This window comes from Agrobacterium sp. M50-1, assembly GCF_049843495.1.
Taxonomy (GTDB): domain Bacteria; phylum Pseudomonadota; class Alphaproteobacteria; order Rhizobiales; family Rhizobiaceae; genus Agrobacterium; species Agrobacterium radiobacter.
Genome location: NZ_JBBHZH010000004.1, coordinates 14,872 through 28,692 on the forward strand (window position 1 = coordinate 14,872; position 13,821 = coordinate 28,692).

The window sequence follows — 13,821 nt, forward strand, 5'->3', positions numbered from 1 at the left end:
GTCATCCATCAGAATGATTGATGTCTCACATTAGAAACATTCGTTGGACTGATCAATAGTCTTGCGACATTTTGACACCAAGCAAATCAGTATCAACCCTGGGGCCGACGAGATGTCGGGCCCTCAACCCGAGGCAGCTTCTCGCGCGTGGTGCGCCGGGAGCGGTGCCGCATCGTGCCGTTACGGAAGGATAAGTGTCATGCGCACGGCAGAACGGAGAATGGAACTGGAACTCGCAACCGGCAGGGAAAGCGATGCGCTTCGTCGCCTCGTTGTCGGTGTTGCTTCGACCGTGAAAACCTTTCTGCAGCGCATCTATAACCGTATCTGCGCCAATGAGCTGACGGAACTCGATGACCGCCTGCTTGCGGATGTCGGCCTGGTGCGATCGGATGTGACGAACGCGCTCAATACCGGCCTTTTCGATGACCCGACCGCCCATCTGACCCGGGCCGCACAGCTACGCGCGGCCACGCGGTTTGAGACGCTCTAAGTTTGCTCGCGCAACTCCGGCAGACCTCCAGCTGCCGGAACTGCTCCGAGCTGAAAAGTTTTCCCCGCAGGGTGATTTGCCAATAGCCCTGCCTTTGCCCGGTGTCAGGCCCCTCGGCCGCGCCGGGCTTTTTTAATGGCCGCGCAGTTTTAGCGGCAATGCCTCAATATTGATATTCCTCGAATACCGGCAGCACCGAACCGCCCCAGCGGCCATTGTAAAGCGCAAGCAGGTCTTCGGCGAGGGTGGTCTTCTTGGCCAGAACCTCATCCAGCGAAGACAGGAACACGGTCTCATCCTGGCCTTCGCCATTCAGGCGCTTGCGGTTTTTCAGCCCGGTGCGGGAAATGTCGAGCACCTCGCGGGCGATGCCGAGCAGCGGCTTGCCGGCGATCTCGGCGGCCAGACCCTTGGTGGGTACGGCGTCGCGAAGGGCGATGACCTCATCGAAATTCCAGCCGGCCGTCAGTGCATCGGCGGCATCCAGCGCTTCCTGATCATAGAGAAGTCCGACCCAGAACGCCGGCAGGGCGCAGATGCGTCTCCACGGGCCGCCATCCGCGCCGCGCATTTCCAGAAAACGCTTCAGGCGCACATCCGGGAACAGGGTGGAAAGATGGTTCGTCCAGTCGCCCATTGTCGGCTGCCACTCGGCGATTTCGCCCTTCAGCGCGCCATTCATGAACTGACGGAAGGTGACATGGGTGCAATCGTGATATTTGCCGTCGCGCACGATGAAATACATCGGCACATCAAGCGCCCATTCCACATAATCCTTGAAGCCGAAATCCTGGTTGAAGGTGAAGGGCAGCACGCCCGAGCGGCGATTGTCGGTGTCGCGCCAGATATCGCCGCGCCAGGAGAGCAGACCGTTCGGCTTGCCTTCGGTGAAGGGCGAAGAGGCAAAGAGCGCGGTTGCCAGAGACTGCAGCTTCATGGAAACGCGCATCTTCTGGCGCATGTCGGCTTCAGAGGAGAAATCGAGATTAACCTGAATGGTGCAGGTGCGGTACATCATGTCGAGACCCTTGGTCCCGACCTTCGGCATATAGCGCGTCATGATCGCGTAACGCGATTTCGGCATATGCGGTGTTTCGTCATAGCTCCACAACGGGCTGCCGCCGATGCCAAGGAAACGAATGCCCATCGGCTCGGCCACTTCGCGCACGGTCGCCAGATGCTGGTTGGATTCCTTGCAGGTCTGATGCAGGTTTTCGAGCGGCGCGCCTGACAGTTCGAACTGGCCGCCCGGCTCAATGGAGATGGCTCCCATGCCGTGCCGTTCGCCAAGGCCGATGATGTTCTCGCCGTCCATGATCGGCTCCCAGCCGAGCTTTTCCTGCATGCCCTTCAAAAGGGCCGAAATGCTGGCTTCGCCGAAATAGGGAACGGGACTGTTATCCTTGCGGAAAAACGCGAATTTTTCGTGTTCGGTGCCGATGCGGAAATCGGCTTCAGCTTTGCAACCGCCCGCCAGATAATCTGTAAGCTCCGTGACGGAGGAGAGGGGTGTCTGGTCGGTCGTGTCGCGTGCCATGGCTTACCTTGTTATGACGTCTCTGTTGCGGCGAGGCATATGATTGGCAGATAGGGCCGGATCGTATCCGGAGGCAAATGAATTTCTTTTAAAGATGCATGAAGCGCAATGGTGCCTCTCAGTTCCAGTCGCCGATAACAGCCTGAATGACCGCAAGTGCGGCGACGGCGGCCGTGTCGGCCCTCAGGATTCGCGGGCCCAGCGGAATGGGGGTGACGAAGGAAAGGCCGCGCAGAAGCTCCCGCTCCTCTTCGGAAAAACCGCCTTCCGGGCCGACCAGCAGGGCAATTTTGCGTTCCGTGACGGATTGCAGGATGGGCAACGGATTTTGCCCCGCATCGCCTTCGTCACAATAGATGATGCGCCGGTCGTGAGGCCAGGTCTCAAGCATGTCCTTCAGTTTCACCGGTTCGGCCACGTCGGGCAGGGACAGTATGCCGCACTGCTCGGCCGCCTCGATGGCGTTGGCGCGCAGTTTTTCGGTGTTGTGAATCTTGCCCTGAACATGCTGCGTCATTACCGGCTGCAACAGGCCGGCGCCCATCTCCACCGCCTTCTGCACCAGATAATCCATGCGCCCGACTTTCAGCGGTGCGAAAAGATAATGCAGGTCCGGTGCGTCCGGCTGCGGACGTGTCTGCTCGAGGGGAACGAGCACGATCTTCTTGCGGCTCGGAAAGGAAAGTCTCGTTTTCCATTCGCCGTCACGCCCGTTGAACAGCAGGATTTCCGCGCCGTTGGTCATGCGCAGCACATTGGCGAGATAGTTGAACTGTTCGGTTGTTGCCTCCTGCGCGACGCCTTCGGCAAGATTGGCTTCGATGTACAGGCGTTGCATCCGGAAATTAGCGCGCATGGGATTTTTCGGTTTCAGAGAAAGAGGAAGGACATGAGCCAATAGAGCAGCGCTGCAAGCGTTGCACTTAAGGGAACGGTGACCAGCCAGGCGGCGATGATCGTCATGAAGTGGGAGCGCCGGACAAGATAACGGCGGCGCACCTCGGAGGGATTGTCGGCATATTTTTGGGCGCGGCGGATTGTCTGGCCGGCTCCCGCCTGAACGAGCTCCTGCCGCCGCCGTGACGATTGCGTATACCATTCACGGAAGAAGCCAACGCCGAACACCGCGCCGATGGCGGTGTGGGTGGTGCTGACCGGCAGGCCGAAGCGCGATGCAACGAGGACAGTGAGCGCCGTGGCCACGGAAACGCAAAACGCGCGCATCGGATTGAGCTTGGTGATCTGTTCACCGACGAGGCGGATGAGGCGCGGGCCATAAAGAAGAATACCGCAGGAAAGCCCGAAGGCGCCGACCAGCATCACCCACAGCGGTGCGCGGGCGGAGGTGCTCACCGCCTCATCATGCAGGGCGCGCACGATGGCCACGACAGGGCCGATGGCGTTCGAAACGTCATTTGCCCCATGCGCGAAGGACATCAAGGCGGCGGCGAGAACGAGCGGCCATTGGAACAGGATTCGAAGCGACTGGTTGCGGTTCTCCAGCCCTTCCGATTGTTTGTGGATGATCGGCACACAAAGCCGCCACGCCACAAGCCCGGTCACCAGCCCTATGAGGCTGGCATGGCCAAGCGACACATGCATGAGCTGCCGCAATCCGACCCAGATGAGATAGGCCATGAAGACGCCCGCCATCAGGCCGATGAGAACCGGAACCCACAGCCGGGCCGAGCCGATCTTGTCCTCGCGGTAAATGATGAATTCCTTGATGAAAGCAAGGATGGCGACGGCGATGAAGGCGCTGATGAAGGGTGCGAGTACCCATGCGAAGGCGATGCTGCCGAGCGAAAGCCAGTCGACCGCTTTCGCCCCGTAGGCGGCCATTCCGGCGCCCGCAACCCCGCCCACCACCGTATGGGTGGTGGAGATCGGCGCTCTTGTCCAGGTCGAGATATTGACGAGAAGGCCGGCGGCGAGAAGCGCCGACAGCATCGCCCAGGAAAAGGCGGTCCTGTCGGGAATGGTCTCGATGTTGATGATGCCGCTGGAAATGGTCTCCACGACATTGCCGCCGGTGATCAATGCCCCGGCGATCTCACAGATGGCGGCGACGATGAGCGCAACGGCAAGCGGCATGGCCTTGGCGCCGACCGCCGGGCCGACATTGTTCGTCACGTCATTCGCGCCGATATTGATGGCCATATAAGCGCCGATGGCGACGGCGGCGATGATGATAACGGCACCCGCAGTGCCCGTGACGAAAGCGCCCGCGAAGACCGCAGCGAGGACAACGAACATGAACCCCGCGCCAAGGCCGGCAAGCTGCTGCGTGACGTGCAACGTCGCCTCTTCGACACGGGTGAACTTGTCGAGATCCTTGTCGAGCGTCGGCTTCATGTTCGATGGCGGCTTCGTTGCCATTCACACCTCGTTTGCCAGCATTCCCTTTCGTCCGGCAGCGTCGCAGGTTGAAGGCAATTTACAGAAAGACTGTTACATCTCGCACATCTTTCCAAAAGGAAAGACGATAAAAGCCATGTTGGAAAAACAAACTGCACATTGCCACATCACGGGCGGGCGCGCTATTTCGAATGCGCCATCCGCTTGTCGAAAGCGAGCATAAGCGCCTTCAGTTCCGGCTCGTTGACGCGCTTGCCAGCTTCTTGCGGACTGACCCATTCCAAACGTCTCGATTCCTTCTCGGGAAAGCTTTCCTGCATTTCCGAAACTTCGAGCAGATGCACCTGCACCCTGCATGGCACGTTGACGCCGCTGTTCAGTTTTTTCTCGTAGTCGTAATAACCGAAGGGCGCCTTTTCCACCGTGCCTTTGACACCGGCTTCCTCATACGCTTCCTGCTCGGCCACCGCATGGGCCTTCTTGTTGGCCATCGGCCAGCCCTTGGGAATGACCCATCGGCCCGTATCCCTGCTGGTCAGCAGCAAGACTTCCGGCCCCGGATTTTTTTTCGACAATCGATAGCACAGCGCCGCATATTGCTGTCGCGGCGGTCTGCGCAACATCAAGCCAACATCTGTCGCCAATCGATTCAAAATCTTCAATCCGAATAAATCCTCTTTGCCGGGTAGTGATAATTGCTAATATAGAGATGCCGTAGATTCCGCCAATCCCCCTTTACCCATAACCCACTACTGTCTTCATGCTGATGAAGCCTTTGGGCGCAGGGGATGTGGTGGATTTGCGAACAAAGTTCTGACCGGGCGGTTCCCCGCGGCCGGACAGCCGATGCGGTAATACTCTCTCTGCGTGCCTTCAAGCCATTCAGAATGCAAAGCCGCTATGAATTGTGGCCGGGGCTGCTTTAATCAGGGGTTATCCCCCAGTACCGGAGGCCCTCGACCACACCGTCCGCTTCTCTCGCAGTCGCGTGAAAAAAGCGAGTATCCTGATGCGCCAGCGAGACAAGCTCTGGCAGGGCATTGCCGACGATCACGCCGCGAATATTCTTCAACTCGAACATCGCCCGATCATTGCCAGTATCGCCCGCAACCGCTGATTCGTCGAGGCCGATGCGTAATTGTCCACATAACCATGCAAGCGCTGCGCCCTTGTCGGCGGCTTTCGGCAAGATGTCGAGGTCGCGATCGCTGGAATAGACGATACGGGCGTCGATATCGGCCGCCACGAGCGCTGCTTCGATCTCCCCGAGCGCCGCATCGTTGGCGCCATGCAGGAACCAGCTCGATTTCAAGCCGTGCTGGTAACGCTCCTCCTGCATCGTTACACCGGGAATTCCGGCCATGACGTGCGCAATCTTCTGCGGGTCGAAACCGGTGCCGAGCGACTGTGTGTAGGCGCTTTCCAATTCGCTCCGCTTTTTGGCGTGCAGCATCGTGCCGACGCCGCCGATGATATAGTCGGGCTGCGGCAGAGGCACCTCGTCCAGAAGGGCAAGCTGGTCGTCGATCAGCCTGCCGCTGTTGAAAACGAGGAGGGGACGCCGCGCCTCGGGCAATGCGTGCCAGAAATCGCGAAACCGCCGTGTGGCGTCATTGTCGCCGACAACGGTTCCGTCGAGATCGGTGGAAAAAAGACGAAGCGTTTTCAATCGCCGTCGTTCCATGGTTCTGCCCAGTCGGCTTCTTCCAGAACCGGCATCATGGTCCTGCCTTCCACAAGGGCGAGCAGCTGCTGGGCAATGCCGGTCCAGGTGAACAGGCTGCGCGCCTTGTGTGCCCCCATGCGGGAAAGCCGCCCGTAAAGCCGCTCGTGCTTGAACGGCTTCATCATGGTGATGCCGAGGTCTTCCTTGTCGAAAGGATCGGCAAACAGCGCATGACGGCCATAGCTCACGGCCCGGAACAACCCTCCATGGATGGTGACGACGGTTGGCGTGCCGCTCGCCATCGCCTCGATCGCGGTCATGCCGAACGGCTCATAGCGACTGGAAAGCACGAAAAGATCGGCAGCGCGATAGATATCCGGCAGGTCCTCGTCCGCGACATACCCGGAAAACGCGACCTTGTCTTCCAGGCCGAGCGCTTTCACCCGCTCCTTCAGCTGGTTGAGGATCGTGGTTTCCTGTTCGTCCATATTCTCACCGCCAACGGCGAGATGTAGACGGGCTTCCGGTTCGCGCTCCGCAAGAACGGAGAAGCCGTCTATCAGCAGATCATAACCCTTGTTCGTCGCGAGCCGCCCGAGCGCCAGCACCACCTTGCCCTCGAAGCCGAAACGCTGCCGGATCATCTGCCGCGTCGCATCCGAAACCGGGAAGAAACGGTTGTCGTCATAACCCGGCGGGATCATGTGGATATGCTTGCGTTTTTGCCCGTAATCCTCGATCAGGACATCCAGCTGTACCGGAGTGGTGGCGATAACCATGTCGCAGCTGCGATAGATGATCAGTTCGTGCTGGATGCGCTCCCTGAAGTTGAACTCCAGTTCGAACGTATCGGCCTTTTCCGGATAGTCCGTCTCCATCTGGCGCTTCTTCCAGATGCCGAGCGAATGCGGCGTGTGCAGATGCGGGATTTTGAGCGCTTCGGAGAGCCTCTGGCCTGCCACGCCGGCGTCCCAGTAATGGCTGTTGATGAAAGAATAATTCAGGTCGTTCTTCTTGATGAAACGCAGCGCGTTTTCGCACCATTCCATCAGGTGACGGTGGAGATATTCCTTGGGAATGAAATCGCGCCCGCCGCAGGGAATGCGCACCACACGGACGCGCTCGTCAACCTCATCGAATTCCGGCTGGTCTTCGAAACGGCGGGTATAAAGATCGACAGTGTAACCGAGCTGGCCGAGTTTGCGTGCAAGCTCAAGCACATAAACCACCTGTCCCCCGGTATCGGCCGCGCCCAGTGGCGGGTGCGCGGCGACATAGCCATGTGTCGATATGAGAGCTATCCGCGGATAGCGTTCAGTTTCGCTCGTGGTTGTCATGGGTCCCATCTTGGTAAATTTTTCCAATTAACCCGATAAAAAGACCGAAGAGCACAAAAGGTTCCATCAAAAATCGAATAAAATGGATGGCGCATTTCGCAAGACGGTGTTTTCAGCCGCTGCGCTGCTGCTGTCGCAAACGGGAAATCCGGTCCCATTCCTGCGCCTGATGCGCCTTGGATGTCGTCTCGACGATGAAGTCGATATGGGCCTCCGCCGCCGCTCTTGCCGCTGCCGGATCGCCGGCGGCGATGGCGTCGTGGATGGCGATATGCTGCCTCAATACCTCGTCATGGGCGCCTGCGACGGTGAAGATGAGATGGCGATTGTAAAAGATGTCGTCGCTCAGAAGCCGGTAGCAGGAGCGTAGCGTGTGCATCAGCACGATATTATGCGCTGCCTCACCAATGGCATTGTGAAACTCCACATCGCCCGAAAGCTCCTCTTCGAAGCGGCCCGCCTCATGCGCTTCACGCATCCTGTCGACGATGGCGGCAAGGTTGCGCCGGTCCGGCTCTGTCGCCCGCTGTGCGGCAAGTTCGGCGGTCATTCCTTCGATATAACGGCGATATTCGAGGAAATCCCGCGTCGCCCTGCTGTGGCGGGTGATCAGTGCGCTGAGCGGGTCTGAGAAGACCGCGCCGACAATATCGGCGACATAGGTGCCGCCGCCATGTCTGCTCACGAGAAGGCCGCGGGTCTCAAGCTCCTTCAGCGCTTCCCGCAGGATCGGGCGTGATACGTCCAGCTTCTGCGCCAGTTCCCGTTCGCCCGGCAGCCGGTCGCCATCCCGCAAGATGCCGTCGAGGATCAGTTCCTCAAACCGCAGCACGACCTCCTGCGATGTGCGGCTGTGCTCGATGCGCGCAAAAAGCGTTTCGTCCATCGCAGAAGTCTCCGGCGAGATGCCGCCCCGTATTTGATGCCGGGCAAAGTACCAGCGAAGCGTCGCACTGGTCAAATATTCTATCCAGTTCTTCGCGTGCCTTTCCTGCCTGCGGCAACACGGCATCTGCCCTTTGAAACTGGCTTTTGTTAAAGCAGCAGCTGGACAGGGTGATGATGGCGGATTCTTCCGCCAGATGGATCAAAACAATTACATTGGCTTCGATTGCGGTGTTTTCATTGCGATCGATGGCTTAGAAATCCGGGACAAGAAGCGGGGACGATATCGCAATGGCCAAGGGTAGATTTGCATTCGCAAGCGCGCCGGAAAGGTCGCTGGCACTGGGCGAGGTGCATGCGCGGCCGACCGTGCTGCTCGCCCCATCGCGCATCATCGTGCAGCTTGCCTTCATGATGGATGGCGGTTCGGCCGTGCATCACTCGGTCATCGCGGAAATGTCGCGCAGCCGTGGTGTCGCGCCGCCGGAACGTGACGCCCGCCACCATGCCATGCCCTGGGGGCAGGGGACATTGCGCTGGGAGCGGCACACGGAATTCTCGACCTGGTTCTGGGACGGCCCGGCGCCGGAAAAATTCGGCGGCGAGATCGCCGGCGATCCCTTCGGTGACGGTTTTTCGCCGCCCGGCTCACTGATTTCAGGCGTGCGGCTGGAAATTCGTCCTGAGAACGGCGTCACCTCCCAGGCGGAAGCCATGTTCGAACCGACCAGCCTCTGTCACAGCGATGTGCGCGACGGGCAGGCCGCTATCCTCACCGATTTCCGCCAGGATCGCGACGGGCTGACGCAGATATTGGTGATCGACCGGGGCCTCACCGATTACAGCCGCGGCGCGCTGGTGCAGCGGTTGCTGGATATCGAGACCTATCGCACGCTCGCCATGCTCGGCCTGCCGATGGCGCAGACGCTGTCGCCGGAAATCCGCCGCATCGAGGACGGTCTGACCGGCATCACCCAGCGCATGAAAAACGGTGCGCGCGACGAGGCCGATGCGCTGCTGGCGGAGATGACCCGGCTTGCGGCGGAACTCGAAGCCAATGCCGCGCTCAGCCTCTACCGTTTCGGCGCCAGCCGCGCCTATGACGGCATCGTGCGCGAACGCATCCGGGCGCTCGCTGAAACCCCGGTACAGGGCCATGAGACCATGGGCAGCTTTCTGGAACGGCGTATGGCGCCCGCCATGCGCACCTGCCAGTCGGTGGAGGAGCGGCAGGCCAACCTGTCGCGCAAGCTCTATCGCGCCACGGCGTTGGTTCGAAGCTGGATCGATGTGGAACTGGAACGGCAGAATACGGTGTTGCTCAACACCATGAACAAACGCGCCGCCATGCAGCTTCGCCTGCAGCAGACGGTCGAAGGCCTCTCGGTCGCCGCCATTTCCTATTATGTTGTCGGCCTCGTCGGTTATCTCACCAAGGCGATCAGCCATGACGTTCTGCCGGTCGATCCGGCCGTCGTCACCGGTATCTCCGTTCCCTTCGCCGTGCTTGGTGTGTGGTGGGTCGTGCGCCGCATCCGCCGCTCCCATGCCGAGGGCGGGCATTAAGGGATCTCCAACTTCCCTCATTCCTGTGACGAGCGCAGGCGTGAGGGAGGAGAGGCGGTGCTGATACGGCGTCGCCGCCTCAGCCCTGCTCCCAATAGGGTGAAGGCCCATAAAGCCCGGCCAGATAATCGATGAACAGCCGCACCTTCGCAGGCAGGAACTGCCGGCTCGGATAAACCGCCGAGAGCGTGACGTTTCGCGATCCCTCATATTCAGGCAGGACCTGCACCAGCTTGCCGCTACGCAGTTCATGGCCGATATCCCAGGTGGAGCGCAGCGCAATGCCGAGCCCTGATATCACCGCCTCGCGGATCACTTCGCTCGAATTGGTGACCAGCATGCCCTCCGGCCGGATGCTGAGCGCGCCGCCCGGTCCCTCCAGTCGCCACACGTCGTTATTGTGCGCCGGCAGGCAGCGGTGTTTCTTCATATCCTCAATAGTCGCCGGCATGCCGTGGGCCGCTGCATAATCCGCCGAGGCGCAGAGCACGCGGCGCACCGGCGCCAGCCTGCGGGCCACGAGGCTGGAGGAGTTGAGATCGGCAATACGGATAGCCAGATCGTAACCGCCCTCGATGATATCGATGAACTCGTCGCTGAGCACCAGATTGACCGAGAGGTCCGGATGCCGCTCCATGAATGTCTTCAGATGCGGCGCGATATGCATGCGCCCGAAGGAGGTGGGTGCGGAAACCTTCAGTGTGCCGTTGACGGTGTTGGCGCGGCCGGAGACGAAATCCTCCGCCTCTTCAAGCCCTTCCAGCACGGCCAGCACCCGCTCGTAAAAACCCTGTCCCGCTTCGGTCAAAGAAATCTGCCGCGTGGTGCGCTGGAAAAGTCGTGCGCCGAGTTTTTCTTCCAGCCGCTTGATGCGCTTGGAAATGACGGCGGGCGAATAACCAAGCTCCTTGGCGGCAAGCGACATGCTGCCGGAGGCGGCAACGCTTGCGAAGACTTCCAGGTCTCCCAGATTTGTCATAGTTGCCCTTGATTGTTTCCGGAATGGAAAAAATCCATATCATTTGATTGCGCTGTTTCAAAGTGGTAAAGAAACAATACCAGTTGGTGAAATGGCATGGAGGAGGGGCGGTGACACAGCCGATCAAGTTTCTGGAGCCGCGCGCGAAGGTGGTCGCAGATCGCGACCGCATCATAGCGGATCTCAAGGATATTCTGCCGGCGGACTGTCTTGTGCATGAGCCGCGCGAACTCGTGCCTTTCGAAACCGACGCCTTCGTCTCTTATCGTCGGCTGCCGCTTGCCGTGGCGCTGCCCAAGACGACCGAGGACGTGGCGGTGGTGATGAAATATTGTCACCGCTATGGCATTCCGGTTGTGCCGCGCGGCGCCGGCACCTCGCTTTCCGGCGGCGCGATCCCGCAGGAGGATGCGGTGGTGATCGGCCTTTCGAAGATGAGCGCGATCCTTGAGCTTGATTTTTACAATCGCACGGCGCGGGTGCAGGCCGGCGTCACCAATCTCTCCATTTCCGATGCGGCCGGCGCTGAGGGCTTCTTTTATGCGCCGGACCCAAGCTCGCAGCTTGCTTGCACCATTGGCGGCAATATCGGCATGAATTCCGGCGGCGCGCATTGCCTGAAATATGGCGTCACAACCAATAATCTGCTCGGCGTGAAAATGGTGCTGGTGGATGGCACTGTTCTCGAACTGGGCGGCAAATATCTCGATGCCGGCGGTTACGATCTGCTCGCCCTCGTCTGCGGCTCGGAAGGCCAGCTCGGCATCGTCACCGAGGCGACGGTACGGCTGATCGCCAAGCCGGAAGGCGCGCGCCCGGTGCTGTTCGGTTTCGAAACCTCGGAAGAAGCGGGTTCATGCGTGGCCGATATCATCGGTGCGGGCATCATCCCTGTTGCCATCGAGTTCATGGACAAGCCGGCCATCGAGATTTGCGAGGCCTTCGCCAAAGCGGGCTATCCGCTGGATGTCGGCGCGCTTCTGATCGTGGAGGTCGAAGGCTCCGAGGCGGAAATGGACGCCATGCTTGCCGATATCGTCGCGATTGCTCGAAAACATGGCGTGAAGACCGTGAAGGAATGCCAGTCGGCCATGGAGGCGGCTGCGATCTGGAAAGGCCGCAAATCCGCCTTCGGCGCAACGGGACGCATCGCGGATTATATCTGCATGGATGGCACGGTGCCACTTTCCCAGCTTTCTTATGTGCTGAAAAAGACAAGCGAGATCACTGACCGTCTCGGCCTGCGCGTCGCAAACGTCTTTCATGCCGGTGATGGCAACATGCATCCGCTCATTCTGTTCAACGCCAATGATCCTGAAGACGCGGCCCGCGCGGAAGAGGCAGGCAATGAAATATTGAAGCTCTGTGTGGATGCGGGTGGCTGTTTGACCGGCGAGCATGGTGTGGGCATCGAAAAGCGTGACCTGATGCGCCATCAATATGGCGAGGCCGATCTTGCCCAGCAGATGGCGGTGCGTGCTGCCTTTGACGAGGGCTGGCTGATGAACCCTTCCAAGGTGTTTCCGCTGGAGGGGAGGGAGTGATGGGTTTGAGTTTTATGACGTTGACGGGTGTGGTTTACCCCCCTCTGCCCTGCCGGGCATCTCCCCCTCAAGGGGGGAGATCGACTCGCAGCAAGGTCTCGTCTTTCTTATCGGTCGAGATAGAGCGACGCAGGTGCGCCTTGTCGATCTCCCCCCTTGAGGGGGAGATGCCCGGCAGGGCAGAGGGGGGTATCCCTTGCGCAAACTTCGCTGTCCCATGCCCGGAGCCCGCAACCCCATGCTGACGCCTTACGCAGAAACCCAGGTTGCCGATATCATCCGCGACCACGCGACCCGAAAAAGCCCGCTGAAAATCTTCGGTGGCAATACCCGCTCGGGTTTCGGCAACGCGGTAGTGGCAGATGAGACGCTTTCCTCCCGCGCAATGGCCGGTATCGTCTCCTACGTCCCCGCCGAAATGGTCATGACCGTCAGGGCAGGCACCCCGCTCGCCACCATCGAAGCCGCCCTTGCACAAAACCGGCAGATGATGGCCTTCGAGCCGATGGACCACCGCCCGATCATGGGCACAGAAGGTGAGCCGACCATTGGCGGCGTCTTTGCCGCCAATGTTTCCGGCCCCCGCCGTTATGTGGCGGGTGCCGCCCGCGACAGCCTCCTCGGCATCCGTTTCGTCAATGGCAGCGGCGAGATAATCAAGGCCGGCGGACGGGTGATGAAGAATGTCACCGGGCTCGACCTGTCGAAGTTCCTTGCCGGATCTTTCGGCACGCTCGGTTTTCTCACGGAGGTGACTTTCCGCGTATTGCCGAAACCGCCTGCAGAAAAAACCGTGATCGTGTCCGGTCTCGACGATGAGGCGGCGACACGCATCATGGCGGCGGCGATGGCGCTCAGTGTCGAGGTCTCCGGAGCGGCGCATCTGCCGGAAAGCGTGCGTTCCCGCTTCATCGACGGCAACCTGCCGGAAGGTCCGGCGACAATTCTGCGGCTGGAAGGGCTTCCCGCCTCGGTGGAAGCGCGCGCCCGCAAACTCCTCTCCGTCATGGACCGGGTCGGGCCATGGGCGCTGCTGGAGGGCGAGGAAAGCGGGCTTTTATGGCGGCAGGTGCGTGATGTCGCGCCCTATGCCGGGCAGGGTGCAAAGCCGCTCTGGAAAGTCTCGGTCGCACCTGCGGAGGGGCACCGGCTTGTCGCGGCGCTGCGCATGGAAGCGGGCGTCGACGCCTTTTACGACTGGCAGGGCGGTCTTGTCTGGATGCAGATGGAGGCGGACCCGGAGGCGGATTTGCTGCGCGGCGCGATCCTGGCGCTGGGCGGCGGTCATGCCACGCTGGTGAGGGCAGGCGATGCCGTGCGCGCCACCGTGGCGGCCTTCGAACCGCGCCCGGCGGCGGAAGCGCTGCTGTCGGCGCGTATCAGGGAAAAACTCGATCCGGCGGGCATCTTTAATCCCGGCAAGATGGCCGTAACGATGGAAAGGGCGGTCTGAACC

The 13,821-nt window shown here is 60.3% G+C and carries 12 protein-coding genes; 4 read left to right on the top strand and 8 right to left on the bottom strand.

All coding sequences use genetic code 11. The annotated features are described in order from the left end of the window. Positions 1-199 precede the first annotated feature (199 nt). The gene (locus WDZ78_RS10475) at positions 200-493 is read left to right on the top strand and encodes a DUF1127 domain-containing protein (protein ID WP_060726037.1); all 294 of its coding nucleotides are present in this window, start codon (positions 200-202) and stop codon (positions 491-493) included. A 163-nt stretch (positions 494-656) separates the two neighbouring features. Here the strand turns inward: WDZ78_RS10475 and WDZ78_RS10480 are convergent, their stop codons facing one another. The 7 genes from WDZ78_RS10480 to WDZ78_RS10510 all read right to left on the bottom strand — a co-directional run bounded on the left by WDZ78_RS10480 (position 657) and on the right by WDZ78_RS10510 (position 8,277). Then, positions 657-2,030: a glutamate--cysteine ligase gene (locus WDZ78_RS10480; RefSeq protein ID WP_425672980.1), complete on the bottom strand. Its 1,374-nt coding sequence runs from the start codon at positions 2,028-2,030 to the stop codon at positions 657-659. 118 nt (positions 2,031-2,148) lie between these two features. Then, entirely contained in the window at positions 2,149-2,886 is a 738-nt protein-coding gene (locus WDZ78_RS10485; protein WP_425672981.1) for a 16S rRNA (uracil(1498)-N(3))-methyltransferase, read from the bottom strand. A gap of 14 nt (positions 2,887-2,900) precedes the next feature. Further along, positions 2,901-4,409, bottom strand: a complete 1,509-nt coding sequence (locus tag WDZ78_RS10490) for an inorganic phosphate transporter (protein ID WP_425672982.1) — start codon at positions 4,407-4,409, stop codon at positions 2,901-2,903. A 161-nt stretch (positions 4,410-4,570) separates the two neighbouring features. Next, a complete protein-coding gene (locus WDZ78_RS10495) occupies positions 4,571-5,011 on the bottom strand; it encodes an NUDIX hydrolase (RefSeq protein ID WP_035212549.1) in 441 nt (146 codons plus the stop codon). A 299-nt stretch (positions 5,012-5,310) separates the two neighbouring features. Continuing rightward, positions 5,311-6,057 carry an HAD family hydrolase gene (locus WDZ78_RS10500; RefSeq protein WP_425672983.1) on the bottom strand — a complete coding sequence of 249 codons (747 nt, stop codon included), beginning with the start codon at positions 6,055-6,057 and terminating at the stop codon, positions 5,311-5,313. Then, positions 6,054-7,400, bottom strand: coding sequence for a glycosyltransferase family 4 protein (locus WDZ78_RS10505; protein ID WP_162266766.1), 1,347 nt, complete (start codon positions 7,398-7,400; stop codon positions 6,054-6,056). Before WDZ78_RS10505 ends, WDZ78_RS10500 begins: the two co-directional genes overlap by 4 nt. A 103-nt stretch (positions 7,401-7,503) precedes the next feature. Further along, positions 7,504-8,277 carry a FadR/GntR family transcriptional regulator gene (locus WDZ78_RS10510; protein WP_020010510.1) on the bottom strand — a complete coding sequence of 258 codons (774 nt, stop codon included), beginning with the start codon at positions 8,275-8,277 and terminating at the stop codon, positions 7,504-7,506. A gap of 290 nt (positions 8,278-8,567) precedes the next feature. On the opposite strand from WDZ78_RS10510, the gene WDZ78_RS10515 reads away from it, so the two are divergent. Next, positions 8,568-9,842 carry a DUF3422 family protein gene (locus WDZ78_RS10515; RefSeq protein ID WP_020010512.1) on the top strand — a complete coding sequence of 425 codons (1,275 nt, stop codon included), beginning with the start codon at positions 8,568-8,570 and terminating at the stop codon, positions 9,840-9,842. A 79-nt stretch (positions 9,843-9,921) separates the two neighbouring features. Here WDZ78_RS10515 and WDZ78_RS10520 read toward each other — a convergent pair whose 3' ends face one another. Beyond that, a complete protein-coding gene (locus WDZ78_RS10520) occupies positions 9,922-10,821 on the bottom strand; it encodes a LysR family transcriptional regulator (RefSeq protein WP_425672984.1) in 900 nt (299 codons plus the stop codon). Positions 10,822-10,931: 110 nt separating this feature from the next. Between WDZ78_RS10520 and WDZ78_RS10525 the strand changes: the two genes are divergently transcribed. Next, the gene (locus WDZ78_RS10525; RefSeq protein WP_425672985.1) at positions 10,932-12,365 is read left to right on the top strand and encodes an FAD-linked oxidase C-terminal domain-containing protein; all 1,434 of its coding nucleotides are present in this window, start codon (positions 10,932-10,934) and stop codon (positions 12,363-12,365) included. Between the two features lie 238 nt (positions 12,366-12,603). Then, a complete protein-coding gene (glcE, locus tag WDZ78_RS10530) occupies positions 12,604-13,818 on the top strand; it encodes a glycolate oxidase subunit GlcE (RefSeq protein ID WP_425672986.1) in 1,215 nt (404 codons plus the stop codon). The last annotated feature ends 3 nt before the right edge of the window (positions 13,819-13,821 follow it).